The organism is Agarivorans sp. 2_MG-2023 (genome assembly GCF_030548085.1).
Lineage (GTDB): Bacteria > Pseudomonadota > Gammaproteobacteria > Enterobacterales > Celerinatantimonadaceae > Agarivorans.
In genome coordinates this window covers 165,913-189,878 of sequence record NZ_JAUORQ010000007.1, presented here as the reverse complement: position 1 = coordinate 189,878, position 23,966 = coordinate 165,913, and the positions used below count along the sequence as shown (strand labels likewise).

General features: G+C 45.0%; 29 protein-coding genes. 22 read left to right on the top strand and 7 right to left on the bottom strand.

Features of this window, described 5'->3' with window-relative positions:
• Positions 1–3: 3 nt before the first annotated feature.
• The 4 genes from Q4549_RS12585 to Q4549_RS12570 all read right to left on the bottom strand — a co-directional run bounded on the left by Q4549_RS12585 (position 4) and on the right by Q4549_RS12570 (position 4,050).
• A complete protein-coding gene (locus Q4549_RS12585; RefSeq protein ID WP_303552247.1) occupies positions 4–507 on the bottom strand; it encodes a M48 family metallopeptidase in 504 nt (167 codons plus the stop codon).
• A 76-nt stretch (positions 508–583) separates the two neighbouring features.
• Positions 584–1,519 carry a DMT family transporter gene (locus tag Q4549_RS12580; protein ID WP_303552244.1) on the bottom strand — a complete coding sequence of 312 codons (936 nt, stop codon included), beginning with the start codon at positions 1,517–1,519 and terminating at the stop codon, positions 584–586.
• Positions 1,520–1,863: 344 nt separating this feature from the next.
• A complete protein-coding gene (gene yjeH, locus Q4549_RS12575; RefSeq protein ID WP_303552241.1) occupies positions 1,864–3,135 on the bottom strand; it encodes an L-methionine/branched-chain amino acid transporter in 1,272 nt (423 codons plus the stop codon).
• A gap of 105 nt (positions 3,136–3,240) precedes the next feature.
• On the bottom strand, positions 3,241–4,050 hold the full coding sequence (locus Q4549_RS12570) for an ABC transporter substrate-binding protein (protein WP_303552238.1): 810 nt from the start codon (positions 4,048–4,050) through the stop codon (positions 3,241–3,243).
• A 321-nt stretch (positions 4,051–4,371) separates the two neighbouring features.
• Here Q4549_RS12570 and nirB point away from each other — a divergent pair, with 321 nt between their 5' ends.
• From nirB to folE, 10 genes are all read left to right on the top strand, one after another.
• Complete coding sequence (nirB, locus tag Q4549_RS12565) at positions 4,372–6,930, top strand: nitrite reductase large subunit NirB (RefSeq protein ID WP_303552235.1); 2,559 nt, start codon at positions 4,372–4,374, stop codon at positions 6,928–6,930.
• A 2-nt stretch (positions 6,931–6,932) separates the two neighbouring features.
• Positions 6,933–7,256, top strand: coding sequence for a nitrite reductase small subunit NirD (nirD, locus tag Q4549_RS12560; protein ID WP_368411618.1), 324 nt, complete (start codon positions 6,933–6,935; stop codon positions 7,254–7,256).
• 35 nt (positions 7,257–7,291) lie between these two features.
• A complete protein-coding gene (locus tag Q4549_RS12555; protein WP_137672519.1) occupies positions 7,292–8,104 on the top strand; it encodes a formate/nitrite transporter family protein in 813 nt (270 codons plus the stop codon).
• Positions 8,105–8,302: 198 nt separating this feature from the next.
• The gene (gene cobA / locus Q4549_RS12550) at positions 8,303–9,076 is read left to right on the top strand and encodes a uroporphyrinogen-III C-methyltransferase (protein ID WP_303552232.1); all 774 of its coding nucleotides are present in this window, start codon (positions 8,303–8,305) and stop codon (positions 9,074–9,076) included.
• A gap of 57 nt (positions 9,077–9,133) precedes the next feature.
• Positions 9,134–9,559: an Lrp/AsnC family transcriptional regulator gene (locus Q4549_RS12545; RefSeq protein WP_137672517.1), complete on the top strand. Its 426-nt coding sequence runs from the start codon at positions 9,134–9,136 to the stop codon at positions 9,557–9,559.
• An 8-nt stretch (positions 9,560–9,567) separates the two neighbouring features.
• Positions 9,568–9,774, top strand: coding sequence for a DUF3565 domain-containing protein (locus Q4549_RS12540; protein ID WP_303552229.1), 207 nt, complete (start codon positions 9,568–9,570; stop codon positions 9,772–9,774).
• 77 nt (positions 9,775–9,851) lie between these two features.
• On the top strand, positions 9,852–10,409 hold the full coding sequence (locus tag Q4549_RS12535; RefSeq protein WP_303552226.1) for a DUF3833 domain-containing protein: 558 nt from the start codon (positions 9,852–9,854) through the stop codon (positions 10,407–10,409).
• A gap of 106 nt (positions 10,410–10,515) precedes the next feature.
• Positions 10,516–10,926 (top strand): dihydroneopterin triphosphate 2'-epimerase, encoded by a 411-nt coding sequence (folX, locus tag Q4549_RS12530; RefSeq protein WP_303514738.1) that lies wholly within the window; start codon positions 10,516–10,518, stop codon positions 10,924–10,926.
• Positions 10,919–11,662, top strand: a complete 744-nt coding sequence (gene folM / locus Q4549_RS12525; RefSeq protein ID WP_303552223.1) for a dihydromonapterin reductase — start codon at positions 10,919–10,921, stop codon at positions 11,660–11,662. Before folX ends, folM begins: the two co-directional genes overlap by 8 nt.
• A gap of 66 nt (positions 11,663–11,728) precedes the next feature.
• Positions 11,729–12,409 carry a GTP cyclohydrolase I FolE gene (gene folE / locus Q4549_RS12520; protein ID WP_303514735.1) on the top strand — a complete coding sequence of 227 codons (681 nt, stop codon included), beginning with the start codon at positions 11,729–11,731 and terminating at the stop codon, positions 12,407–12,409.
• A 138-nt stretch (positions 12,410–12,547) separates the two neighbouring features.
• On the opposite strand, the gene Q4549_RS12515 is transcribed toward folE, so the two are convergent.
• Positions 12,548–13,900: a DEAD/DEAH box helicase gene (locus Q4549_RS12515; RefSeq protein WP_303514732.1), complete on the bottom strand. Its 1,353-nt coding sequence runs from the start codon at positions 13,898–13,900 to the stop codon at positions 12,548–12,550.
• A 240-nt stretch (positions 13,901–14,140) separates the two neighbouring features.
• On the opposite strand from Q4549_RS12515, the gene Q4549_RS12510 reads away from it, so the two are divergent.
• From Q4549_RS12510 to Q4549_RS12490, 5 genes are all read left to right on the top strand, one after another.
• Positions 14,141–14,602, top strand: coding sequence for a RidA family protein (locus Q4549_RS12510; protein ID WP_303514730.1), 462 nt, complete (start codon positions 14,141–14,143; stop codon positions 14,600–14,602).
• Positions 14,602–14,931: a TfoX/Sxy family protein gene (locus Q4549_RS12505; protein ID WP_303552221.1), complete on the top strand. Its 330-nt coding sequence runs from the start codon at positions 14,602–14,604 to the stop codon at positions 14,929–14,931. Before Q4549_RS12510 ends, Q4549_RS12505 begins: the two co-directional genes overlap by 1 nt.
• A gap of 13 nt (positions 14,932–14,944) precedes the next feature.
• Positions 14,945–15,487, top strand: a complete 543-nt coding sequence (locus Q4549_RS12500) for a GNAT family N-acetyltransferase (protein ID WP_303552218.1) — start codon at positions 14,945–14,947, stop codon at positions 15,485–15,487.
• Positions 15,488–15,539: 52 nt separating this feature from the next.
• Positions 15,540–15,986, top strand: coding sequence for a YaiI/YqxD family protein (locus tag Q4549_RS12495; RefSeq protein WP_303552216.1), 447 nt, complete (start codon positions 15,540–15,542; stop codon positions 15,984–15,986).
• 144 nt (positions 15,987–16,130) lie between these two features.
• On the top strand, positions 16,131–16,691 hold the full coding sequence (locus tag Q4549_RS12490; RefSeq protein ID WP_303552213.1) for a pyridoxamine 5'-phosphate oxidase family protein: 561 nt from the start codon (positions 16,131–16,133) through the stop codon (positions 16,689–16,691).
• 33 nt (positions 16,692–16,724) lie between these two features.
• Here Q4549_RS12490 and Q4549_RS12485 read toward each other — a convergent pair whose 3' ends face one another.
• Complete coding sequence (locus Q4549_RS12485) at positions 16,725–17,216, bottom strand: MarR family winged helix-turn-helix transcriptional regulator (protein WP_137672506.1); 492 nt, start codon at positions 17,214–17,216, stop codon at positions 16,725–16,727.
• A 143-nt stretch (positions 17,217–17,359) separates the two neighbouring features.
• Between Q4549_RS12485 and Q4549_RS12480 the strand changes: the two genes are divergently transcribed.
• The 4 genes from Q4549_RS12480 (at position 17,360) to Q4549_RS12465 (ending at position 21,135) form a co-directional block, all read left to right on the top strand.
• On the top strand, positions 17,360–18,352 hold the full coding sequence (locus Q4549_RS12480; RefSeq protein ID WP_303514716.1) for an ABC transporter substrate-binding protein: 993 nt from the start codon (positions 17,360–17,362) through the stop codon (positions 18,350–18,352).
• 63 nt (positions 18,353–18,415) lie between these two features.
• Positions 18,416–19,315, top strand: coding sequence for a proline/glycine betaine ABC transporter permease (locus Q4549_RS12475; RefSeq protein ID WP_137672504.1), 900 nt, complete (start codon positions 18,416–18,418; stop codon positions 19,313–19,315).
• Positions 19,308–20,540 (top strand): glycine betaine/L-proline ABC transporter ATP-binding protein, encoded by a 1,233-nt coding sequence (locus Q4549_RS12470; protein ID WP_303514714.1) that lies wholly within the window; start codon positions 19,308–19,310, stop codon positions 20,538–20,540. Before Q4549_RS12475 ends, Q4549_RS12470 begins: the two co-directional genes overlap by 8 nt.
• Before the next feature lie 169 nt (positions 20,541–20,709).
• Entirely contained in the window at positions 20,710–21,135 is a 426-nt protein-coding gene (locus Q4549_RS12465; RefSeq protein ID WP_303552211.1) for a GNAT family N-acetyltransferase, read from the top strand.
• A 52-nt stretch (positions 21,136–21,187) separates the two neighbouring features.
• Here Q4549_RS12465 and Q4549_RS12460 read toward each other — a convergent pair whose 3' ends face one another.
• Positions 21,188–21,700, bottom strand: coding sequence for a hypothetical protein (locus Q4549_RS12460; RefSeq protein WP_303514711.1), 513 nt, complete (start codon positions 21,698–21,700; stop codon positions 21,188–21,190).
• 675 nt (positions 21,701–22,375) lie between these two features.
• Between Q4549_RS12460 and Q4549_RS12455 the strand changes: the two genes are divergently transcribed.
• Genes Q4549_RS12455 through Q4549_RS12445 form a run of 3 tightly spaced genes read left to right on the top strand, consistent with a single transcriptional unit; the run spans position 22,376 to position 23,875 of the window.
• Positions 22,376–22,909: a GNAT family N-acetyltransferase gene (locus Q4549_RS12455; protein ID WP_303552209.1), complete on the top strand. Its 534-nt coding sequence runs from the start codon at positions 22,376–22,378 to the stop codon at positions 22,907–22,909.
• Positions 22,910–22,911: 2 nt separating this feature from the next.
• A complete protein-coding gene (locus Q4549_RS12450; protein ID WP_303552208.1) occupies positions 22,912–23,160 on the top strand; it encodes a DUF2164 domain-containing protein in 249 nt (82 codons plus the stop codon).
• Positions 23,161–23,182: 22 nt separating this feature from the next.
• Positions 23,183–23,875 (top strand): aspartate/glutamate racemase family protein, encoded by a 693-nt coding sequence (locus Q4549_RS12445; RefSeq protein WP_303552205.1) that lies wholly within the window; start codon positions 23,183–23,185, stop codon positions 23,873–23,875.
• Positions 23,876–23,966 lie beyond the last annotated feature (91 nt).

Below are 23,966 nucleotides of genomic sequence, written 5' to 3'. Positions count from 1 at the left end.
GGGTTAGTAAATTGGCCCAACCAATTCTAACTGGGTTAAATACACCCGCGTATCAAATTCTAATTGATGATAATCAGGCAGCATATGCTGACAGAGTTGGTAAAACGCTTTGTCATGCTCTTTTTCTTTTAGATGCGCCAACTCATGTACCACAATCATCTTCAAAAACGGTTCTGGCACCTTTTGAAACAGGCTGCTAACTCGGATCTCATTTTTACTTTTTAGTTTGTTGCCTTGAACACGTGAAACATAACTATGTAAACCCAAGGCGTGTTTCACGACATGAATTTTCTTGTCGTAAATAACTTTGCTTAATGGGGCTGATTTTCGCATATAGCGGTTTTTTAGTTCAGTGGCATATTCCCTTAGCGCCTGGTCGTTATGAATGTTGTGGATGGTGGGGTATTTGGCTAACAAAAAGTCGCCCAGTTTTTGCTGCTCAATCAAGTTTTGTATTTGCGAATGTAGCGTGTCGGGGTAGCCGCCGAGATATTTAAGCGTGTTCATGAGTCATTAAAAGTCGATGTTTAGCCTAGTGTAACTGGCTGAACATCGACCTAGCAAGCTACCGCGCTGTTAGCGGTTATTTTCTATTGAGCAAGGCTACCGCAGCCACCACTAGGGCAATACCTATTAGCTGAAAGATGTTTACCTGCTCGTCTAAAATCCACACTGCCATGAGTAGCGTAAATACCGGCCCAGCGCTGCCGGAAATAGAGGTACGCTGCGCGCCAATACGGTGAATTGCCTCGCTAAATAAAAAGGACGGTATTACCGTAGAGAATATCGCCATATTTAGTGCGTACCAATATACTTGAGATGGATAAGCACTTAGGGAAACACTGCTACTTTGCAGGAAATAATGGACAAAAATTGCCAAACTTGCCGCTATCATTGCAATACACGTAAATGCTTGGCTGCCTATTTTACTGACAATGGCTTTACTAAATACCAGATATACGGCAAAGCTAAACGCACTCGCCACCACTAAACTAGTGCCTAGAGCCACGTTGTTGCTTAACTGAGTTGCGCTTGCTTCATGCCACATCATTAATGCCACACCCACCCAGCTTAGCGGTAGTGCGATAACAAATATAGCTTGTGGTTTTTGCCGATAGACCAACCAAGCCACCAAAATAGTGAAGCTAGGATAAGCGTACAATACCACCCGTTCCAAAGGGGCTGATATGTACTGCAAACCGCTTAAATCCAAAAAGCTGGCAAGGTAATAACCCGCAATACCTACTATAGATGCTCTTAGGGTAAAACCGGCAATCGGTTTATTGGTAAAGCGCCCCTGTTTCCACCAAAAACCTGCTAGCGCCAAGTAAATGGGTAAGCTAAACGCCATACGCAAAGTCATTAAGCTCACGGGATCGATATCGTGTTGATAGGCAAGCTTGATCCAAATCGCTTTGAGGGAGAACAGCGCAGTAGCAACCAGCGCGAGTACTAGGCCAATAGTGTTGGCAGAAAAGCGACTGGCGATTTGACGGTATATCGGTTTGTGATTATTCATGTCCTTACGAGCCTTATTATGGGTAAAAAAGTAGGCTACGAAGGGCAAAGGGGCTGGCTGCGCTTCGCAGCCAGTGAAAATGTATAACTAATCTTCACCACTGCTTGTAGTAAGCAGCAGCCACAATTTAACCGCAGTAGTGTTCACATTTAATGCGAGCAAACTGCTGAACTTGGCGGTGATGAAAACTTGGGTCATGTCATTTCCTAAGTGATGAACTTTTAGCCTACGGCAATAGCGAAAAGGCTGCAAGTGAAGCTTAAAGTTTAAAAAGCACCACGACAAAGTGGTGCTCGATACATTTTGGATAGTGATTGCTTATGAAGCAACGGCGCCTAAAGCTATCAACCCTCGGGTAGCTTAGACACTTTCCATTGTTTCTTTATTTGCATAAACAAAGGCTGAATTAACAAAAATATTATTGATAGCAGCAATACGTAGATACTTTGTTGGCCCAACGCAAGCAGCAGCAAACAGCATAAGGCGGCGCCAGTGATAGCCAGTATTCTGAATACGCCCTTAAGCAATACAGCACCAGCGATCATGCTTAATAGGTATACCACAATGAAATTGCCATTGGCGTAGCGAATCAACTCATCTAACGGCAGTTTAAATAACCACGCTACAACGCAGCTAATAACACAGGCGCTAACAATAGTAATTAGTGCACGGGTGGGGACTTTGTTTGTCGATAAATGTGCCAGTTGCTTGGGTAAGTGACCTTCGTCAGCCATGCTCCAAAGCAGCCGTGCAAAACCTTGAATATAAATGTTCATGCTAGCAAAGCAGGCTAAGTAGCCAACTATGGCGGCTAGCCACTTTGCATGAGGGCCAAACAGCAAAGCGACTACATGCGGCAGTGATTGAGTATTAGCATGCTGAGTTCCGTAAGCACCAAACTTTAGAACCACTACCGAGGCTGCCCAATACACAGCGCCTGCTACAAACACGCCAAGCAATAAAGCGATGGGGAAGTCACGCTCAGGGCGGCGAAATTCTTCCCCCATATGAGCGAAAGCTTCAATGCCAACAAAACACCAAAACATCACCGCCAGCGCAGGCACAATATTGGGGCTGCCTAGGTCACTGGGCAATTGATAGTCGCTGCTCACTATATCGGCTTGCCACCATAATGCCGCCACCAACGTAACAATGGCCAATGCGATAATGGCTTGCACATTGCCCGACAGTTTAGCGCCGCCTAAACCCAGCAATAGCATACATAGCAAGGTAAAGAGTTGAATACCCAGAGACATGATTGGGCTTAGTTCGAATACCGCCTGCCAAAACCCCGTGGCCATCACTAGCGCGGCCGGTAAACCTACTGGCAGTACCGACAGAAACAAAAAGGCAGTGAGTTTTTCGGCGCGCGGCCCCAAGGCTTTTCCCACAAAGTGAGCGGCACCACCCGCGTGTGGATAGCGCTTGCCTAAGGCGGCAAAGGTAAAGGCGATAGGCAGTACCAAAGCGATGAGAATGGCCCAGGCTAATAGTGAACTGCGCTCAGCAATGCTGGCGGCAATGGCGGGTACCACAAATATGCCCGTGCCGAGAAGAGAAGTGGCAAGCAAGGCAACGCCTTGGCTAATGCCTAATTGTTGATGTAAACGACTCATAGGTAACAACTGCTAGAGGGTGGAAAACTCAATCATAGTCCTAAATGGTTTCCTTGAAAGCTGTGAACTTAGCGGAAATTCACGTGAATTAGTCGCCTATTGCCGTTAATTTAACGGTGACAATAAACGCGGGGTAAATTGGTCGACTAATTCGGAATATCTCCCACTAGATTTTAGCGTTCGTAATCCTTGATTAAACTGTTTCAGATATCGTTGATTGTCTGGATATTGCTTAGATAACATCAAACGAAACTTACGTTGTTCGAGCAAGGTTTCTGAATAGCTAATTTGCTGAGCATCGCTGTTACTGAGCTGATAGTTGATATAATGCAGCGCGACATGTTTGGTGAGAGCAACCGCATCTATCCGTTTGTGTAGCAGTCGTTCGAATAGACGCTGATAATCGCCTACTTTTTCTAACACTATAAGCTGGTTTTTGGCGGCTTTCTCAAGCGAGGGATAGACAGAAAACATGGTTCCACCAATAGTGACTCCTTTTAAATCTTCTATTTTTTGCCAGTGAATCGGCCTAGATTTTAAGAAGAATAAAACCTCTTTGTCACTAACAATGGGATCGCTAAACCAAAAGTGTTGCTCGCGTTGCGGGGTTTTGACCCATGCAAGGCTGCCGTGCCATTTAGCATTCGCGGCACCAAATCCGCGGCGAGCGTACTCATAAGAGCGCTTCCAAGGATAATAGCCATAGTAAGTATTGATGTTATTAAGGGCAAAAACCTCGCTGACAATTTGCGCAGCAATACCTCCTTTGCTTAATTTAGCTGATAAATAAGGAGGCCACTCGCCACTGGTCAAATTGATATTTTCTACGGCAATGACCGAGTGAGAAACTAGCCAAGCAATACCTGCAAGTAGTCTAAATTTTCTGCGATAACATTTACTTAACTTATTTATCATTACCTACTCTGTTTGTTAACGCCCACCTGATTTAACTGTAGTTGAGTGTGTAAACTCAGTGCTCAATATTCACACCAACTACCTATTTTGAGTAGGTATGTGAAAAATAATTTCATCTGTTTACAAAATCACGTTAGGCGAAATACGTGTTTTTTAGTGTGTTTTTATTACTCAAGTGTAAGAATATTTCAGAATTTGCAGTATAAATGACCAATATACCTCTTTAGGGTAGTTTAAAGTTGTTATTGATCTACATCATTCTTTTATTTTTGTTACATCCTATTATCCGCGCATTAATCTTATTTTGTCCCTAGGAATTCTATGAGCAAGTTGAAGCTAGTTGTAATTGGCAATGGCATGGTGGGTCACCGTTATTTGGAAGATTTGGTTGATAAAGCTGATCTGAGCCAATTAGACGTAACCGTTTTCTGTGAAGAGCCGCGAGTAGCTTACGACCGCGTTCATTTGTCTTCATACTTTTCTCATCACACCGCTGAAGAATTATCTTTAGTGAAGCATGGCTTTTACGAGAAACACGGTATTGAGGTGTTGTTAGGCGAGCGCGCTATCAACATTAACCGTGAGCAAAAAGTGGTTTATTCAAGCACTGGCCGTGAAATTAACTACGACAAGCTAGTAATGGCGACGGGCTCTTACCCTTGGGTACCGCCTATTAAGGGCAGCGAAAATAAAGACTGTTTTGTTTACCGCACCATTGAAGATTTAAAAGCCATTGAAGCTAGCGCTAAAAAGAGCAAAAGCGGCGCAGTAGTCGGCGGCGGTTTATTAGGGCTAGAAGCTGCGGGTGCACTTAAAGCACTAGGTGTAGAAACCCACGTGATTGAATTTGCTCCAGTGCTGATGGCCGAGCAATTAGACCAGCAAGGCGGTTTATTGCTGCGCAACAAAATTGAGCGCATGGGTGTGCAAGTGCATACCAGCAAAAACACCTTAGAAATCCAAGCGCAAGGCGAGCAAGCTCGCAACACCATGCAGTTTGCCGATGACAGCAAATTAGAAGTGGATTTCATTGTATTTTCTACCGGTATTCGCCCACAAGATAAGTTGGCGCGCCAATCTGAATTAAGCATTGCGCCTCGTGGCGGTATTGCAATTAATGACCAGTGTTTAACGTCAGACGAACACATTTACGCGATTGGCGAATGTGCGTCTTGGAATGAGAGCTTCTTTGGCTTAGTCGCACCTGGTTACAAAATGGCGCAAGTGGCCGTTGAACATTTATTGGGCAACGACAACGCCTTTGAAGGCGCCGACATGAGTGCCAAGCTTAAGTTACTCGGTGTAAAGGTAGGCAGCATTGGCGATGCCAACGGCCGCACACCAAATTGTAAGAGCTTTGTGTACCAAAACGATGAAGAGGGCGTATACAAACGCTTAATCGTATCTGAAGACGGTAAAAAATTATTGGGTGCCGTATTGGTGGGGGATACCGCTGACTACGGTAACTTGTTGCAGCTTAAGCTTAACGACATTGATTTACCTGAGCACCCAGACACGCTTATTTTACCTGCTCATGCTGGAGGCGAAAAGCCGGCAATGGGCGCAGACTCTTTGCCTGACTCAGCGGTGATTTGCTCTTGTTTTGATGTTACTAAGGGTAAGATCGCTGCAGCAGTGGCTGACGGTCAAACCACTATGGCCGAAATTAAAGCCTCTACCAATGCAGGTACTGGTTGTGGCGGTTGTTTGCCACTGATTGGCCAAGTGCTTAATGCAGAGCTGGCTAAAGCGGGCGTAGAAGTAAACAACCACTTATGTGAGCACTTCGAATACTCACGCCAAGAGTTGTTCCACCTGATTCGCATCGAAGGCCTGAAAAGCTTCGACCAAGTGCTCACTAAGCACGGCAAAGGTTATGGTTGTGAAGTATGTAAGCCTGCAGTTGGCTCAATTATGGCTTCTTGCTGGGGCGATCATGTATTAGCACCGCAATTGGTGAGCTTGCAAGACACCAACGACAACTTCCTTGGCAACATGCAAAAAGACGGCACTTACTCGGTGATTCCGCGCATGCCGGGCGGCGAAGTAACGCCGAAAGCCCTTGGCGTATTGGCCGAAGTGGCCGAAGAATACAAGCTTTACACCAAGGTTACTGGCGCGCAGCGTATTGGTTTATTTGGCGCGCAAAAAGACGACCTTCCTACTATTTGGCGCAAGCTAATCGAAGCAGGTTACGAAACCGGCCAAGCCTACGGCAAAGCGCTGCGCATGGCTAAAACCTGTGTGGGTAGCACCTGGTGTCGCTTTGGTGTGCAAGATAGTGTTGGCCTAGGTGTCATGTTAGAAAATCGCTACAAAGGCATTCGTACCCCACACAAAATGAAGTTTGGTGTATCGGGCTGTACCCGTGAGTGCGCCGAAGCACAAGGTAAAGACTTAGGCATTATTGCTACCGACGCGGGTTGGAACATGTATGTAGGCGGTAATGGTGGCATGAAACCTCGCCACGGCGACTTATTAGCGGCCGATCTAGATCAAGCCACGCTACTTAAATATGTCGACCGTTTCATGATGTTTTACATCCGTACTGCCGACAAACTACAACGTACTTCAGTGTGGTTAGAAAACCTAGAAGGCGGCGTAGATTACCTGCGTGAAGTGATCGTTAACGACAAATTGGGTATTAACCAACAGCTCGAAGCCGACGTGACGAAGTTAATTGAAAACTTTAGTTGTGAATGGACCGATACCATTAACGACGAGGTACAGCTAAAACGCTTTGCTCACTTTATTAACAGTGACCAACGTGACAACAACGTGGTGTTTGTGGACGAGCGTGAACAGCATCGCCCTGCGACGTTCTCAGAAAAAAATCCCGGCGCTAAAGGCGACATTCTACACGTTGAGTTGGAGGCATAATCATGAGCTTTGAAACAGTTTGTAAATTAAACGACATCACCCCAGGCACCGGTATTTGCGCATTAGTGAACGGGGCTCAAGTAGCTTTGTTCCGCCCACGTGATGACGAGCAAGTATTTGCGATTAATAACATGGACCCTTTTGCTCAATCTAACGTGTTATCACGCGGATTGATTGTTGAGCATCAAGGTCAACTTTGGGTTGCTAGCCCACTTAAAAAACAACGCTTCAATTTAACCAGCGGTGAATGCCTAGAAAACCCAACAGTATCTGTTGCTAGCTATCCAGTAAAAGTTAGCGCCGGCAAGGTAGCCGTAAGCGCCTAAAGAATTTCGATTTAACTTTAACATTAAGGACTAATATGTCTTACGTAAAACCCGCTGAATTCGTTCAAACCATGATCGATGCCGGTGAAAGCAAAGTGTTTATGTCGACCCGCGATACCATTGTTCGCGGCATTATGGCTGGTGCTATTTTAGCGATTGCGGTAGCAGTAGCGATTACCGCAGCCGTGCAAACTGGTATTCCGCTAGTGGGTGCATTGGTATTCCCAGTGGGTTTTTGTATTTTAAACCTGATGGGTTTTGATTTAATGACCGGTGTATTTGCACTTGCACCATTGCCGTTGTTAGAAAAACGTCCTGGTGTTACTAAAGCGGGTGTATTACGTAACTGGGGCTTAGTAGGCTTAGGTAACTTAATTGGTTCTGTGGCAGTGGCGTTTTTGGTAGCCTTAACCTTTACCATGAACTTTAGTGTTGAACCGGGTGCTGTAGGCCAAGCGTTTATCAAAGCTTCTACCGCGCGTACTTTAGGTTTTGCTGAGCACGGCTTAAACGGCTGGATTACCGTATTTGTTAAAGGCATTTTGTGTAACTGGATGGTGTGTTTAGGCGTGGTTGGTGCCATGACTTCTAAAACCGTTGGTGGCAAAGTATTGGCCATGTGGTTCCCCATCTTCATCTTCTTCGGTTTGGTATTTGAACACGCCGTCGTAAACATGTACTTATTTCCATTAGGCATGATGTTAGGCGCCGAATTTACTATTGCTGACTGGTTAGGCTGGAACCTTATCCCGGTTATTTTAGGTAACATTGTGGGCGGTTTATTGGTAACAGGTATGAGCATTTATGTGACTCATGGTAAAACCTTGCCACAACGCAATGCCGCTTAATCACTAAGCAGCGCATTTTGCTGAAAAGATAGAAGCCCCTAGCCTTTGTGCTTAGGGGCTTTTTTGTTTCTAAAGAATATTAGCTTACCCACACCAAGGCCAAGGCTAATATAGGCAGCAAGCCACAGAGCTGGTACTCTACGCCATCGGCGTTAGCCCGCTAAACTGTTAGTAATAGATTTTAAAAGGATGCAGCAAATGTCTTTATCTCCCTCAGCCCCAAATGGCGACTTGGGTTTTGTTTCATTGGTGGGAGCTGGTCCGGGTGATCCAGACTTATTAACGGTAAAAGCGGTTAAGCGGATCCGCACCGCAGACGTGATTGTGTATGACCGCTTGGTATCGCAAGAGATCCTCGATTTAGCTTCGCCAACGGCTGAGATGGTGTACGTAGGTAAGCAGCTTGACCACCATTTTGTACCGCAACCCGATATCAATCAAATACTGGTAGACCAAGCCAAGCTAGGTAAACATGTGGTGCGCCTAAAAGGCGGAGACCCGTTTATTTTTGGCCGTGGTGGTGAAGAGTTACAATCGTTAGCTGCAGAAAATCTGCCTTTTGAAGTGGTGCCTGGCATTACTGCTGCGGTAGGGTGTACGGCGTATGCTGGCATTCCGCTAACCCATCGCGACCATGCGCAGAGTGTGCAATTTATTACCGGTCATTTAAAACAACATGGTGAAGATATTGATTGGCCGTCGTTGGCCCATTCAAACCACACCTTGGTGTTTTACATGGGCTTGAAACAGTGCCCGCAAATTCAAGCCAATTTGGTGAGCAATGGTTTAGACGACGCCACTCCTTGCGCCATTATCGAGCGCGGCGCAACCCCACAACAACGGGTGCTTACCGGCAAATTGGCAGAGCTAGCGATACTGGCCGAGCAAGCCATCAGTCCATCGCTAATTGTGGTAGGCAGCGTTACCGAGTTGCATCAAGAGCTTGCTTGGTTCACGCCCGAGCCATATTAGCCACACCAGCCAACATGTCTGGTTAAGCCAAAATGGGTAGATATAGGGAAGTAATGCTTGGATAAGTTTGATCAAAAAATTGTCGCTATGTTGGTCGACAATGCACGAACACCGGTGAGTCAAATTGCCAGAGAGGTCAATCTGTCTCGCTCGGCCACCGCAGAGCGAATAAGCAATCTAGAGAAGCAAGGTGTAATAAGCGGCTACCACGCCCGTTTAGGTCATGCCCAGCAAGCCGCGCCTATCGCTGCGCATTTAGAGCTACGATATAAAGAACATAATTGTGAAGCTTATGCCGAGATTATGCGCGGTATTCCCGAAGTAAAACGCTGCCAAGCTATTTCAGGAGACGTAGACATGCTGCTGTATATTGAAGTGGCAAGCATGGCGCGGCTTGAAGAAATCCGTTTGCAATTAGAACAAATGGAGAAAATGGTAATGGTGCGCACTCACATGGTATTACGTGACATGTTTAGCCGCTAAGGACAGTGATGAAGCAAGTGATCGTAGGTTTTGAACTAGACGATGAGCGGCATTGGGTGGCTCGACTTGCTTGTGGGCATTATCAGCATGTACGGCATCAACCGCCTTGGCAAAACCGCCCATGGGTAATGGACTATAAAGGCCGCTCATCAATGATTGGCCAAACGCTTATCTGCGTTAAGTGCACAGAACTGGCTCCTCGCGACTGGAACTAACAATTATTTCAAGTTGATAGATCTTTTTCCCTACTCCCCTCGTTTTATTTGTATTGTTCCTGTTTGGCGAAAACCCTATGCAAATTGCATCTAGCGTTTATCAACGCTATCTCTTGTTACTTGGATTGCTAGCTGGGCTGGCAGGCTGCTCCAGCGCTGATGTTGCAAGTTATGCGGCCAATCAACCAAAACTAGTCATCGAAGACTTCTTTAGCGGAAAGCTTACTGCTCACGGCATTGTGAAAAACCGCTCAGGGGAATTGATTCGTTACTTTAACGTGGAGATTGATGCCAGTTGGGACGAACAAGGCGTAGGCACCCTAGACGAGCATTTTGTTTTTGACGACGGTGAAAAGCAACAGCGTATTTGGACCTTAGTTCGCCAAACTGATGGTAGCTTTTTAGCCAGTGCAAATGATGTAAGCCAAGCGGCAACCATGCGTTTGGCCGGTAATGCCTTGTTTATGGATTACGTACTCACGCTAGATTACAAGGGAAACCCGATGGACGTGGTGGTAGAAGACAAAATGTATCTAGTAAACCCGGCCACTATTGTTAACCAATCGGTAATGAAAAAATTTGGTTTTAAAGTAGGCTCCGTTAGTTTGGTGATTCAAAAGCAGGTGCTTGGCTAAAACTGCCGAGTGCACAAAAGCTAACTTAAAAGAGCAACTAACTTGTTAATGCCTACTTAAATGCGCTAGGTATGTAGTAAGCAACATGAATTAAAGAGAGAGTTAAATGAGTAAGGTATCTAATCTTGCACCACTGACCAGCAGTTTTAGTTTAGGCCCAGCGTTAATTACTATTACTAATTTACGTTTACGCACCTACATAGGTTTTAACCAAGAAGAGTTAAGTAAGCAGCAAGATGTAGTGATTAATGCCGAGATTCGCTACCAAGCCACCAAAGCGTGTGAAGCCGACAGCGAAGATTTGGCGCTTAATTATAAAGTGATTACCAAAGCGATGATTGCCCATGTAGAACAAGGTCATTTTCGCTTGTTAGAGAAACTCTGCGCCGACTTACTCTCGCTAGCTATGGAAGAACCACGAGTGATTAGCGCCAGCATTACCGTAGACAAACCTCACGCCTTGCGGTTTGCCGATTCAGTATCGGTAACCTTATCAGGCTCGCGTGATAGTGAATAAGCCATTGAATGCGAAAACTGGTTCATCGGCCCCGGTGCTTATTACCGGTGGCACTCAGCGTTTAGGCTTGGCCATTGCTGAAAATCTGTTGGAGCAGGGTTACTCGGTGATAGTCACCTATCGTCGCGACAAGCCGGCAGTGCAGGCCCTACGAGATAAAGGGGCCGATTGTATTCAGGCTGATTTTGCTGATGACGCTGGAATTAGCGCGTTTATTGCCTACGTACTGCAGCATTACCAAGCATTACGTGCAGTGATTCACAATGCCTCACAGTGGCTTAAAAATGGCGCTTTGGATAATGAGCATGAGCTGATGCGAATAATGTGGAGCGTGCATGTTAGCGCCCCTTATCAACTTAATTTGGCTTTTGAAGAGTTACTGAAAAACCAAACCCCTAATCAGCTGGCCGATATCATTCATATGACTGATTACGTTGCAGAAAAAGGCAGTAGTAAACACATTGCTTACGCGGCCAGTAAAGCTGGCTTGGCTAGTTTAACGCATTCTTTTGCGGCACGGCTTGCACCAAGGGTAAAAGTGAATAGTATTGCGCCTTCGCTGTTGATGTTTAACCAAGGCGACAAGCCGGAATACAAAACTAAAGCGCTCGCTAAATCGCTAATGGCTGTTGAGCCAGGTGCGGTTGAAGCGGTACAAGCGGTTAACTATATAATGGGCAGCCAATACCTCACTGGACGCACTATCGGCTTAGACGGCGGGCGCCATCTGGTCTAGGGTTAGTAGTGTTGTTACGTAAACCGCAGTGGGTGAGAAAAGAAAGACAATCTAAAGGAAGTGATTATGAAAGTAGCGTTAGCTGAAAAACAATTTAGAAAAGACGCTTGCTTGTCACCAGAGGCAATTCAAGTACGCCAAGCATTAATTGATAAAGGTATTGAAACCCCTTTGCTGGAAAATCAATTAACCAACGAGCAAAAGTACTTAAAAATTAAGGCCTCTTTGACTGACGTAGTGGCAACCTTAGGCTTGGATTTAAAAGATGATAGCCTAGCTGAAACTCCGCATCGTATTGCCAAGATGTTTGTTGATGAAGTGTTCTCTGGTTTGGATTATTCGCGTTTTCCAAAAATCAGCATCATTGAAAATAAAATGGCGGTAGAAGAGATGGTGAAGATCTCGGATATTGCTTTCACCAGTACTTGTGAACACCATTTTGTCACCATTGATGGTTTAGCCAAAGTGGCTTATATCCCTAAAGACAACATAATCGGGTTATCTAAAATTAACCGCATTGTGCGCTTTTTTGCCCAGCGGCCTCAGGTGCAAGAGCGGCTAACTCAGCAAGTACTGGTTGCTTTGCAAAGCCTGCTAGGCACCGATGATGTGGCCATCACTATGGATGCGACCCACTTTTGTGTAAAAGCGCGCGGGGTAATGGATGCCAGTTCAAGCACCCAAACGTCGGCTTACGGTGGGTTGTTTAAGACGAGTAAATCGGTTCGTAGAGAATTTTTAGGTTAAGCATCGATAAAAATACGACAAGTGAACGAGATGTAAAAGGCTGGCTCACTGAGCTGTAGAGCCTGATAGCCGTCAAGTGCCTTAGTATTACTGGTCAGAATTTCAAAAAAAAGCCCGACATGTCGTCGGGCTTTTTATTTATCTGTTACCAGAATTAGCCGGTTTAGGCTTAGCAAACCTAGAACTGGTTTTTGCCGTACCGCCGCCAGCGTGGCGGCGATTTTTGCCAACCGGCTTATTGCCTCGAGAGTTCTCACTCGAACGCTGACCGTCGCGATGGTCATTGCGGTGTTGCTTTGGCTTCTTCGGCTTTTTAGGTTTAATGGGCTTACCGCTTAAGGTGGTAGGTGGTAAGGCGGTTGATGGCTCAAACCCTTCCATTACTTTGCGCTCTAACAGTTTACCCGTTAAATGCTCTACGCCACTCAAATCAGCAATTTCATCGGCACACACTAAAGATATCGCTTGGCCTGTTGAGCCAGCGCGACCAGTACGCCCAATACGGTGTACGTAATCTTCGGCTACGTTGGGCAGGTCAAAGTTCACAACTTGTGGCAGTTGATCAATATCTAAACCGCGAGCGGCAATGTCGGTAGCTACTAATACTCTTACGTCACCACTTTTAAAGTCTGCCAATGCGCGAGTTCGTGCGCCTTGGCTTTTATTTCCATGAATGGCCGCCGCGGTAATTTGGCTATGGTCTAAATGCTTAGCCAAGCGATTAGCACCATGTTTGGTGCGGCTAAATACCAGTACTTGTTGCCATTTATTGTCGTGAATCAAGCGAGTTAGCAAGGCCGATTTCTTCGATTTGTCTACCGGTACAATCCACTGCTCTACAGTTGGTGCTGCAGCGTTAGGCGGCGTAACTGATACCTCTACAGGATTACTCACAAGGCTCTTGGCTAGGGTGCGAATTTCGTTAGAGAAGGTGGCTGAGAACATTAAGGTTTGGCGTTTTTTAGGTAATAGAGCCAAAATCTTTTTAATGTCGTGAATAAAACCCATGTCTAACATGCGGTCTGCTTCATCAAAAACAATCACTTCAAGTTGCTGAAAACGAAACGCGTTTTGATTGTACAAATCTAATAAACGACCGGGTGTTGCTACCAATACATCGGCACCGCGACGCAGCTTTTGCATTTGCGGATTAATTTTTACCCCGCCAAATACTACGGTTGAACTTAATGGCAGGTTTTTACCGTAAGTGCTAACACTTTCGCCCACTTGTGCTGCTAGCTCGCGGGTTGGGGTTAATACCAAGGCGCGAACTTGGTTGTTACGTACTTTAGGGCCTTTGCTCAGCAGTTCAAGCAGGGGCAGGGTAAAGCCCGCTGTTTTACCGGTGCCAGTTTGTGCGGCAGCCATAATGTCTTTACCTTCAAGAATCACAGGAATAGCTTTGGCTTGAATTGGCGAAGGTGTGTCGTAACCTTGAGCGGCTACCGCTTCTAAAAGGGGTTTAGATAAACCCAGGGAGTCAAAGCTCATAGAATATTCTCTTGTGGTAATTAGGTATGCATGGCCGCACTTGTGGCGGGCGTGCAGCTTACAGTAAGTTGCTAGTGAGTACCATGCTTGGGCTAGGCTTCTGGCTTAATCTTGGCATTTAATTCGCGAGTTTTTTTAGTTAATTAATGCCAGTGGCCTAGATTACGTCGAATAAACGGTAATCATGCTAGTCTGAAAGACACTATTACTTGCTCTTGTACCAGCATATAAGGAACCAATATGAGTATAGCCGAGCGATTGGTTGAGCTAGGAATTACTTTGCCCACACCTACAGGCCCTGCAGCAAGCTACAGTAATTGCGTGCAAACCGGTAACTTGCTTTATGTATCGGGCAAGGGGCCGGTTGCTGGATTAGCAAACATTCCAAAAGGAAAGCTAGGCCGCGAATTTACCTGTCAGCAAGGGGCTGATTTTGCTCGTGTAGCGGGTTTAGACATTTTGGCCGCAGTACAGCAGCACCTAGGTTCCTTAGACAAGGTGAGTAGAGTGGTGAAGCTACAGGGTTTTCTAAATGCTACTGAGCAATTTGAGCAACACCCCGAAGTGCTCGATGGTTGTTCAGCGTTAATGGTAGAAGTATTTGGTGAGCGAGGTCTGCATGCGCGCTCGGTATTTGCTGCGGTATCACTTAGAGCGAACTTACCGCTGGTGATTGATTCGATATTTGAGGTGGCAGAGTAATGGCTTTTGACACAGACTTAGCCCACAAGATTCGACTGCAGCTAAATGACAAGGTGGAGATTAGCGAACGAAAGATGTTTGGCGGTTTGTGTTTTATGGTAGCAGGGCACATGGCCTGTGGTATTAACGGCGATAGGTTGATGGCACGAGTTGGGCCGAACCAATATCTTAGCTGCTTAAAGCTTGAACATGCCTCAGAGATGACTTTTACCGGTAAACCGATGAAGGGCATGATTTATGTGTCTGCTGAAGGTTTACTCACTGCAGAGCAGCGCGAAAAGTGGTTAGATTACTGCCTTAATTTTGTGCATAGCCTCGCGCCCAAATAGAAGGAAAATGGCAGTGATATCGATTGAAGCTAAGCACGATCGTACTTTTATTTTGCGTTTAATAGAGCGGGGTGACGCTGAAGCTTTAGGTGCTTTTTTCCAAGGTTTAAGCCCCGCAACCACTTGCCGCTTTGGGCCGCATCCATTAACTCAGCAGCAAGCTAAACACTTATGTGAAGCCATTAGCACTGATAGCGCAGAACGCTGGGTGATTATGGATAAAGACCTGGTTGCGGGTTACTTTATTGTTGAGCGTCACATATCGTCAGAGGAAGCTGAGCGTTACAGTCGCCAAGGCGTAAGCTTACAGGCTGAATTAGACGTAATTTTTGCGCCGTGTATAGCCGATGCATATCAAAATGCAGGTTTAGCTTCTGCAGCCATTAAACCTTTGATGCAACATGTTAAGCAGCAAGGTGCGCGAAGCTTAGTGTTAATGGGCGGGACTCAAGAAAGCAACCATCGCGCGCGGCATTTTTATAAGGCTTGTGGTTTTGAAGAATACGGTGGCTTTCATACCGAGATTTATAATATCGACATGCGAGCGATCTTGTAATCAATCATTAATTTGGCATAGTAGCCGCACGATTGTTGAAGAGTAATTATAAATGAAGATTTGGGTAGATGCCGACGCCTGTCCGGTGGTGATTAAAGAGATACTATTTCGTGCTGCCGAGCGCACCCAAATTCCGCTTATCTTGGTGGCGAATCAATACATGAAGACGCCGCCTTCAAAAGTTATTTCTAGCTTACAGGTGAGTGCTGGTTTTGATGTAGCCGATAACGAAATTGTGGCACGAGTGAGCGAAGGTGATTTAGTGATTACTTCAGACATTCCATTGGCCGATGAGGTGATTACTAAACAAGGCCAAGCACTTAGCCCCCGTGGTGAGCTTTATACGAAAAGTAATATTAAATCGCGACTTAACATGCGTGATTTTATGGACACCATGCGCTCCAGCGGCGTGCATACTGGCGGGCCAGCTGCGCTTAGCCAAGCCGACCGAAAAGCCTTTGCTAGCCATTTAGATTCTATTCTCGCCAAACATAAATAAGGCTATAAGCGCTGGACGTTATCCCGTCGTTTTAGCTTGTTTATCAAGGTGCTTAGTGGGTTAAAGCGCTGATAGATCACTGAACTGTCATCACTTGTTGATAAACTAAAGCACTTGCGTTTAGGCTTTCTAGGATGACAACTAATGGGTAAACAGTTTAGTGCGATGATCCCCCCTCACGTCGAATTCATCGAACAACAACAGATGTTTTTTGTGGCAACAGCTGCGCCAAGCGGAAAAGTGAACCTGTCGCCAAAAGGTATGGACTCGTTTCGAGTGCTGAATAAACACCAAGTGGTGTGGCTAAACTATACCGGCAGTGGCAATGAAACGGCCGCTCACGTGAGCCAAGATCCACGCATGACGATTATGTTTTGTGCCTTTGAAGGCAAACCCGTTATCTTGCGTTTATACGGACAAGCGACAGCGATTCATCGCAGAGATGAATTGTGGCAAAGCTATAGTCAATTATTCTCTAACCTAAATGGCGCACGGCAACTCTATTTATTAGATATTGATATGGTGCAGAGTTCGTGCGGAATGTCGGTGCCATTTTATGATTATGTGGCACCACGAGAAGAGCTAAGTCAGTGGGCAGATAAGCAAGGTGAGAAAGGTATTGAGCAATATTGGGCGAAGAAAAACCAGCAAAGCTTAGATGGGGTTGATACCCATATCCTAGCCTTATCAAAAATAACTGACTAAATCCTGAATTAGTTTGAGTTGAAAGTAATTTTTTTAGCGTTGTAGATCTTTTACCGGCGCTTCAATGTCTAATAATGGGGCTGCATCAATCGCTTCTGCATCCATCATTGAAGCAATATGTTGCATAGATGAGAGTATTTGGGTCTTCTCCCAATCTTCTAGGCTCTCAAAGCGCTGAATAAATTCTTCGTGCAGTAAGGGCGGCACAGTAGTAAGAATATCGTGGCCGCGGCTGGTAAGCCGTGGGTTTACAATGCGTCGGTCGGTGGCACAGCGTACTCGCTCGATCAGCTGCCGCTCCTCCAATCGATTAAGAATAGTGGTTACTGTGGCTTGACTCAATGAGACTTGGTCGGAGAGACGTTTAACATTAACGGTGCCCATTTCTTCAATCGCCCGTAATACCATCACTTGCGGAATGGTTAAGCCACAGGCTTTTACAATGCGTTTGGATTGTAGGTCGGTAGCGCGGATAATTTTCCGTAAGGAAATCAACACGTCTTGCCAGTAAGCAGATTTTTGCATAACTATTTAAATGCTTTTTTGGGGTTTTTCGGAGTATATCCCATACTCAAACCAGAGGGTATACACAGTAGTTAGTTTGAACTCTAATTATTTGAAGTGTATGATTCTTAACGCTAAGAAAGCACACAGGGAAGGATAGGGATATGAAGTTAAGATATGCAGCACTGCTTTTAGTGAGCGGATTTGCTCAAGCTGAAGACAGCTGTGGCAGTGTTACCATTGCAGACATGAACTGGAGTTCTGCAACCGTTATTGCCAACGTAGATAAATTTATTCTGGAGCATGGTTACGGTTGTGATGCCGAACTTGTACCAGGCGACACCATGCCAACCACCGTTTCTATGATGGAAAAAGGCGAACCTGATATTGCTCCTGAGTTATGGAGTAACTCTGCTAAAGAAGTACTAGATCGCGGCGTAGCAGAAAAGCGTATTCGCTTTGCGGGTAAGTCATTGTCTGACGGCGGTGAAGAAGGCTTTTGGGTACCGAAGTACTTAGTAGAAAAGTACCCTGAAATTGCCACTATCGAAGGCGTTAAAAAACACGCTAAATTATTTGTTCACCCTGAAAGCAAAGAGCTATCTGGCTTTTACGGCTGCCCAGCGGGTTGGAACTGTCAAATTTCTGCAAGTAATTTATTTGATGCTTTAGAACTAGAGAAATCAGGTTTTGAACTGATTGATCCAGGTTCGAGTGCGGGCCTTTCAGGTTCTATTGCTAAAGCCTACACTCGTGAACAAGGCTGGTTTGGTTATTACTGGGCACCTACTGCTGTGCTAGGTAAATACGAAATGGTTAAAGTGGATACTGGAAACGGTATTGACGAGCAAGAATTCTTGAACTGTACCACTCAAGAAGATTGTGAAAATCCTAAAGTAACCATGTACCCACCTTCGCCAGTTCACTCAGTAACGACTGAAGAGTTTGCCACTAAGGCACCGGCTGCTTATGAATACATTACTAAGCGTTCATTCACTAATGCTGAAATGAATAGTTTATTAGCGTGGATGGAAGAAAGCCAAGCGGATGGCGATGCAGCAATGTATCACTACTTAACTGAAAACCCAGAAAGCTGGAAAGCTTGGGTATCAGATGACGTTGCCGCCAAGGTCAGTAAAGCTTTAGCCAGTATGTAGTTTAAGTAAAAAAAAGGCCAACCTCGGGTTGGCCTTTCGCGTTTTTAATAGAGGTAGTTATTTATGGCGGATTCGTCATGGTTGGAACGTTTTCCACAAATGAGTCGAGCCGATCTCACCGTTATTCGTAAGTCTTTAGATGGTGCATATCGAAATTTTTCCCGAGAGTATGGCGAAGCCATCGAATCATTTTTTGAGCCCCTTTTACAGTTTCTAGTTTGGTTTGAAAAATTGCTTATTACCACTCCGTGGTGGTTAGTATTGATTGTGTGTGCAGGTTTGGTTTACGCCGCGAGTCGTTCTTGGAAGCTGGTTATTGGTTCCGTAGTATCACTGCTACTGGTGGGTTACTTCGGCATGTGGGAAGACATGATGCGAACCATGAGCATCATTACCGTGTGTACTATGCTGGCCATTGCCTTAGGTATTCCTATTGGTATTGTGATGGCCCGTTCTAATCGAACCCAAGCGATTATTACCCCTATGCTAGATGTTATGCAGACGCTGCCAGCTTTTGTATACCTGATTCCAGTAGTGATGCTGCTGGGCATTGGTAAAATTCCTGGCGTGATCGCGGTGGTTATTTACGGTATTCCTCCGGTAATTCGTTTAACTAATTTAGGTATTCGCTTGGTGGATAAAGAAGTGTTAGAAGCCGCTACAGCCTATGGCGCGAGTACCACACAACGTTTGTTTGGGGTGCAGATCCCCTTGGCGATGCCCACCATTATGGCGGGAATAAACCAAACCATTATGATGGCCTTATCGATGGTGGTGATTGCCTCAATGATTGGGGTGAAGGGTTTAGGCCAGCCAGTATTAAAATCAATTACCAATCAGTACTTTACCTTGGGTTTACTCAACGGTTTAGCGATTGTAGCGCTGGCGATTATATTTGATCGTGTCTCACAAGCTTACGCTAAGCGCACCCAAGCACATCTTCAAGGATTTAAGCATGACTGAGCCGCTAATTAAAATTCAGGGCTTATACAAGCTGTTTGGTGAAAATCCGAAGCAGGTGATGCCGCGAGTAAAGGCCGGAGAATCTAAAGATAAAATTCTGGCAGAAACTGGCCACACTTTGGGTCTTAAAGACATTAACTTAGAGATACAGCAAGGCGAAATCTACGTAATAATGGGTTTGTCTGGTTCTGGTAAATCGACCTTGATTCGTCACTTCAACCGTCTGATTGACCCTACCGAAGGGGTGATTAGCATTGAGGGCACTGACGTAATGAAGCTGAGCAGCAAAGAGCTGCAAGATTTCCGTCGTCATAAAATGTCGATGGTATTCCAACGTTTTGGTTTGATGCCACATCGTAGTGTGATTGAAAATGTCGCTTATGGTTTAACCGTGCAGGGCGTGCCTAAAGAGCAGCGTTTAGCAAAAGCCCAAGAGTGGTTAGATACCGTGGGCTTAAACGGTTATGAGCAGCAATATCCTTCGCAACTTTCAGGTGGTCAGCAGCAGCGTGTAGGTTTAGCTCGTGCCTTAAGCACCGATGCAGAAATTTTGCTGATGGATGAAGCCTTCTCAGCCCTTGACCCGCTGATTCGAAGTGAAATGCAAGATCAGCTGATTGAACTCCAAGAAACCCTGCACAAAACTATTATCTTTATTACTCACGATTTAGATGAAGCGCTGCGCATTGGCGACAAAATTGCTATTTTGAAAGACGGTGAGGTGGTACAGCAGGGCACGCCAGACGATATTCTATTAAACCCCGCTACCGATTACGTTGAAGCTTTTGTAAAAGATGTAAACCGAGCTCGTGCCCTTACTGTAGAGACGGTAATGCGGCCTCCTGCGCGGCGAATCACGGCTGATACTATTGGCGAAGCCTTGCAGCAAATGAAAAAAATCAAAGGCGACTACGCTTATCATGTTACCGAAGATGGCTATCAAGGCATTGTGACGCAAGATTCGCTTGAGCAAGCATCGAAAGCAAATGCTGATGAGCAATTCGAAACGTGTGAGTATCAAGACGTGCCGACTATTTCACCAGACGCGGCCATTGAGAGTGTTATAACTGACAGCTTAGAAAGTGATTTCTCATTGCCTGTAGTAGATGATGACGGCAACCTCAAAGGTGAGTTAACTCGCAAGTCGGTGGCCGAAGTATTTGCCGAGCCTGAAGAGTTGGAAGTAGACGCTGACTCTAATAAAGAAGCGCTTGTTTCGAAATAAATATGTCAACAAGTCTTGCTAATATCGCTTAGCAAGACTTGAGTTTATTCCTTCCTTGTAAGCCGTTTTTATAGGGCTTAGCTAAATACCTTAGTCTTAAATTCAAGCATTCATACTCAACGTTGTGCTGCTATAGGTAGCATGGTTAATCCTTTAGAGAGCCTATAGAATGCAAGTGAGCTTACTGCAATCTGATACTGAATTAGGGCAAGTGGCAGATGTTATGCTGGCGCTTCGCCCAAGCTTCACCAAAGCTACATTGATTGAACAAATTAAGTTGCAGCAGCTGCAGGGTTATCAGTTGAGTTACTTAAGTGACCAGCAGCAAATTGTTGCAGTTGCCGGTTTTGTGATTGCTTGGAAGCTATCTTGGGGCAAACATCTTTATTTGGATGACTTAGTAACACTGCCGAGTTGCCGCTCGAAAGGTGTTGGAAAGCAGTTGCTGCATTGGCTAGAAGACTATGCCAAGCAACAACAGTGTGAGCAGTTTCATTTGGGATCTGGAGTACAACGCTTTGCTGCTCACCGGTTTTATCTACGTCATGGCTTTGATATTAAAAGCCATCATTTTACTAAGCAACTAAGCAACTAAGCAAAGCAGTACCTTTCAATAACAATAAGGTCGAGCGTTATTGCTATTTGACTTAACGCATTGCTAGACCAGCGCTTTGTGCGCAAAGTTGCTTCATCCGGTCGTAAGTAGCAGTAAAGCCTTGTAAAGATACAGATGTGGTCTTTAACTTCAAATTTGCTGTTAGCGTCGGTTGCTGAGAAAACTGTAAGTATCTACCTTGTTTTAGCTGGGTAATTTGTTCTTGAGAGCTAAGGCTATAGTTGAATTGGCTAAGCGTAGTTTTCAGTTGTTTGTGGTCAATGGATACATGCTGTTCAGGCGCTTTAATCACATTGTGTTTCACCGATACCGCGCCATTATTCGCGCAGCTAAGCTTTAAAATTGCGTAACCATCAATAATCCCCACCAGACCTTTTATACGCGCCGGGCGATCACCTAGGCTGGTGTTGTAATAGTGGTAGTTAATTTGCGCGTTTGAATTAATGAATTCAGATGGCGTGGACTCTACTATGTGGCTATTAAAGCCCCAACAGGAGAAGGACAGAGTGCTAAGTGTCCCTAGTATTATCGCTAATGTTCTCACGGAAGTTCCTTGATAAATATCTCTATAGTTAGTTTACTTATTAACCTATCTGTCCGTTTTTTTTGCACTATACTTTGGTCTAATTTGTCCTACAATATTTAAGGTCAAAAAACTAGCATATTTGTGTTATCGCTAACGCTTTAAAGGCAATTTTTGTTTACAAATTTGAGTAATACAGCTTGAAGATATTTGCCCTAGTTAGATGTGTGGAGCTCAAATACAGTATTCGTTTAAGGTTTTGGGCTGCCAAACCGATGCTCAAGCCGATTGTTTGCTGACTTTTCCCCCCACTTTCGATGCTGACTGTGCACTCTCGTTATGAGAACTAAGGGTTAAAGCAACTAAGTTGGGCATTGCTACTTCTTTATCATTTGGCGTTGGATGGAGTTTACGGCTATGACAGGTTATACAAAATCTTATGCATCTAGCAGGTCAAGCGGTATAAAAATTGCCCTTCTAATTTTGTAAAAATGTTTTATTGTGGGGGAGTTTAACTCTGTATTAGGGTGCTTATAGCTCAATTTAGTTTCAACATTGAAGCATAATCTTGTTGAAGGAACGTCATCAAATATTTTACTTTTGTCTTGTATCAAGTTGGCTTTGTTTTTAAGTCGCTGACAGTCAAGCGACTTGTTTGGTGAATACAGAGCGGTATTCGATAGGAAAAGGATAACCATGATCAGAGATGCACAGTTAAGTGATTGCCCGCAAATTTGCAGTATTTACAATTATTTTATTGAAAACAGTCGTGCCACCTTTGAAGAGCGACAGGTGGAGCCTAGTGATATCGCTTCGCGGGTCGCAACTCTGCAAAAAGAGCTGCTGTGGTTAGTGTACGAGCAGCAAGGTGAGATATTGGGTTATGCCTATGTGAGCCCGTGGAAAGGACGTAGTGCCTATCGCTTTTCCGTTGAAAGCTCCATTTATGTCGCGCATAGCGCCGCTGGCCAAGGAGTTGGTACTCAGCTGTACCAAGCTTTGTTAAACCGCCTTCAGGATTATCCTATTGCCACTGTTATCGCGGGTATTGCTTTGCCTAACCCGGCTAGTGTGGCCATTCACGAGCGCTTGGGCTTTCATAAGGTGGCTGAATTTGAAAAGGTAGGGCGAAAATTTGGCCAATGGGTCAATGTAGGTTATTGGCAGCAGCAAATTAAAACCGAGCAACAAATAGATGAGTTGGAACAAGAGGTTCTAGAGGAATATTAACCATGTCTGCTATTGAGTTTTCAGTTGAACAAAAACGCGCATTAGTGAGTAAAGTCCAAAGTTATTGTGAGCAACAGTTAGATGTTGAAATTGGTCAGTTCGATGCCGAGTTTCTATTGGATTTTTTCTCTGAAGAAATTGGCGCATTTTATTACAACCAAGGTTTGCAAGATGCGCAAGTGGTAATGCAAAAGCGTATCGATAATATTGCTGACGATTTGTATGAAATAGAAAAGCCTACCAAGTGTTAGCTGGGCGAGTATTGAGGTTGCGATGAAAACAATTGGCATTATAGGCGGCATGAGTTGGGAATCGAGCCTGATGTATTACCAGCAACTGAATCTTGCCGTTAAGCATGCAAAAGGTGGCTTGCATTCAGCCAAAATAAATCTAGTCAGTGTCGATTTTGCTGAAATAGAACGCTTACAACACCAGGGGGATTGGCAGGCTTTAGCTGAACAAATGCTGGCTGCTGGTTTGTCGGTTCAAGCCTCAGGCGCAGATTTTCTGCTAATTGCTACTAATACAATGCACAAAGTAGCGGAGCATGTAGAGCAAGCTTTAAGTATTCCCCTGCTGCACATAGCGGATGCTACTGCGAGTGAGTTGCTTAAAAATGGTGTTAAGCGAGTGGGTTTATTAGGTACTCAGTTCACTATGCAACAGAATTTTTACAAAGGGCGCTTGCAGCAGCGTGGTTTAGATGTGTTGGTGCCCGACGATGCTGGTATGGCGTTAGTGCATACCATTATTTATCAAGAGCTGTGTCAGGGGAAAGTGTTAGACAGCTCTAGAGATGTTTATTTACAGGAAATGGAAAAGCTTAGAGCTGCAGGGGCGGAGGCTATTATTTTAGGCTGTACCGAAATTGGTTTGTTGGTGCAGCAATCAGATACCACCATTAGGCTTTACGATACTACCGCTATTCATGTTGCTGCGGCTGCGCAGTTCGCCTTAGCGGATTAATCGCTATGCTTACTTTTCTACAGGCAATAAAAAACGGCCAAGCAGGCCGTTTTTTAGCTTAAAGCTAGTGTCTAATTAATCAAAGACTAAT

Coding starts and splice junctions, on each gene's coding strand:
- Q4549_RS12585 (WP_303552247.1), bottom strand. CDS start 507: ATGAACACGCTTAAATATCTCGGCGGCTACCCCGACACGCTACATTCG.
- Q4549_RS12580 (WP_303552244.1), bottom strand. CDS start 1,519: ATGAATAATCACAAACCGATATACCGTCAAATCGCCAGTCGCTTTTCT.
- yjeH (WP_303552241.1), bottom strand. CDS start 3,135: ATGAGTCGTTTACATCAACAATTAGGCATTAGCCAAGGCGTTGCCTTG.
- Q4549_RS12570 (WP_303552238.1), bottom strand. CDS start 4,050: ATGATAAATAAGTTAAGTAAATGTTATCGCAGAAAATTTAGACTACTT.
- nirB (WP_303552235.1), top strand. CDS start 4,372: ATGAGCAAGTTGAAGCTAGTTGTAATTGGCAATGGCATGGTGGGTCAC.
- nirD (WP_368411618.1), top strand. CDS start 6,933: ATGAGCTTTGAAACAGTTTGTAAATTAAACGACATCACCCCAGGCACC.
- Q4549_RS12555 (WP_137672519.1), top strand. CDS start 7,292: ATGTCTTACGTAAAACCCGCTGAATTCGTTCAAACCATGATCGATGCC.
- cobA (WP_303552232.1), top strand. CDS start 8,303: ATGTCTTTATCTCCCTCAGCCCCAAATGGCGACTTGGGTTTTGTTTCA.
- Q4549_RS12540 (WP_303552229.1), top strand. CDS start 9,568: ATGAAGCAAGTGATCGTAGGTTTTGAACTAGACGATGAGCGGCATTGG.
- Q4549_RS12535 (WP_303552226.1), top strand. CDS start 9,852: ATGCAAATTGCATCTAGCGTTTATCAACGCTATCTCTTGTTACTTGGA.
- folX (WP_303514738.1), top strand. CDS start 10,516: ATGAGTAAGGTATCTAATCTTGCACCACTGACCAGCAGTTTTAGTTTA.
- folE (WP_303514735.1), top strand. CDS start 11,729: ATGAAAGTAGCGTTAGCTGAAAAACAATTTAGAAAAGACGCTTGCTTG.
- Q4549_RS12515 (WP_303514732.1), bottom strand. CDS start 13,900: ATGAGCTTTGACTCCCTGGGTTTATCTAAACCCCTTTTAGAAGCGGTA.
- Q4549_RS12510 (WP_303514730.1), top strand. CDS start 14,141: ATGAGTATAGCCGAGCGATTGGTTGAGCTAGGAATTACTTTGCCCACA.
- Q4549_RS12505 (WP_303552221.1), top strand. CDS start 14,602: ATGGCTTTTGACACAGACTTAGCCCACAAGATTCGACTGCAGCTAAAT.
- Q4549_RS12495 (WP_303552216.1), top strand. CDS start 15,540: ATGAAGATTTGGGTAGATGCCGACGCCTGTCCGGTGGTGATTAAAGAG.
- Q4549_RS12490 (WP_303552213.1), top strand. CDS start 16,131: ATGGGTAAACAGTTTAGTGCGATGATCCCCCCTCACGTCGAATTCATC.
- Q4549_RS12485 (WP_137672506.1), bottom strand. CDS start 17,216: ATGCAAAAATCTGCTTACTGGCAAGACGTGTTGATTTCCTTACGGAAA.
- Q4549_RS12480 (WP_303514716.1), top strand. CDS start 17,360: ATGAAGTTAAGATATGCAGCACTGCTTTTAGTGAGCGGATTTGCTCAA.
- Q4549_RS12475 (WP_137672504.1), top strand. CDS start 18,416: ATGGCGGATTCGTCATGGTTGGAACGTTTTCCACAAATGAGTCGAGCC.
- Q4549_RS12470 (WP_303514714.1), top strand. CDS start 19,308: ATGACTGAGCCGCTAATTAAAATTCAGGGCTTATACAAGCTGTTTGGT.
- Q4549_RS12465 (WP_303552211.1), top strand. CDS start 20,710: ATGCAAGTGAGCTTACTGCAATCTGATACTGAATTAGGGCAAGTGGCA.
- Q4549_RS12455 (WP_303552209.1), top strand. CDS start 22,376: ATGATCAGAGATGCACAGTTAAGTGATTGCCCGCAAATTTGCAGTATT.
- Q4549_RS12450 (WP_303552208.1), top strand. CDS start 22,912: ATGTCTGCTATTGAGTTTTCAGTTGAACAAAAACGCGCATTAGTGAGT.
- Q4549_RS12445 (WP_303552205.1), top strand. CDS start 23,183: ATGAAAACAATTGGCATTATAGGCGGCATGAGTTGGGAATCGAGCCTG.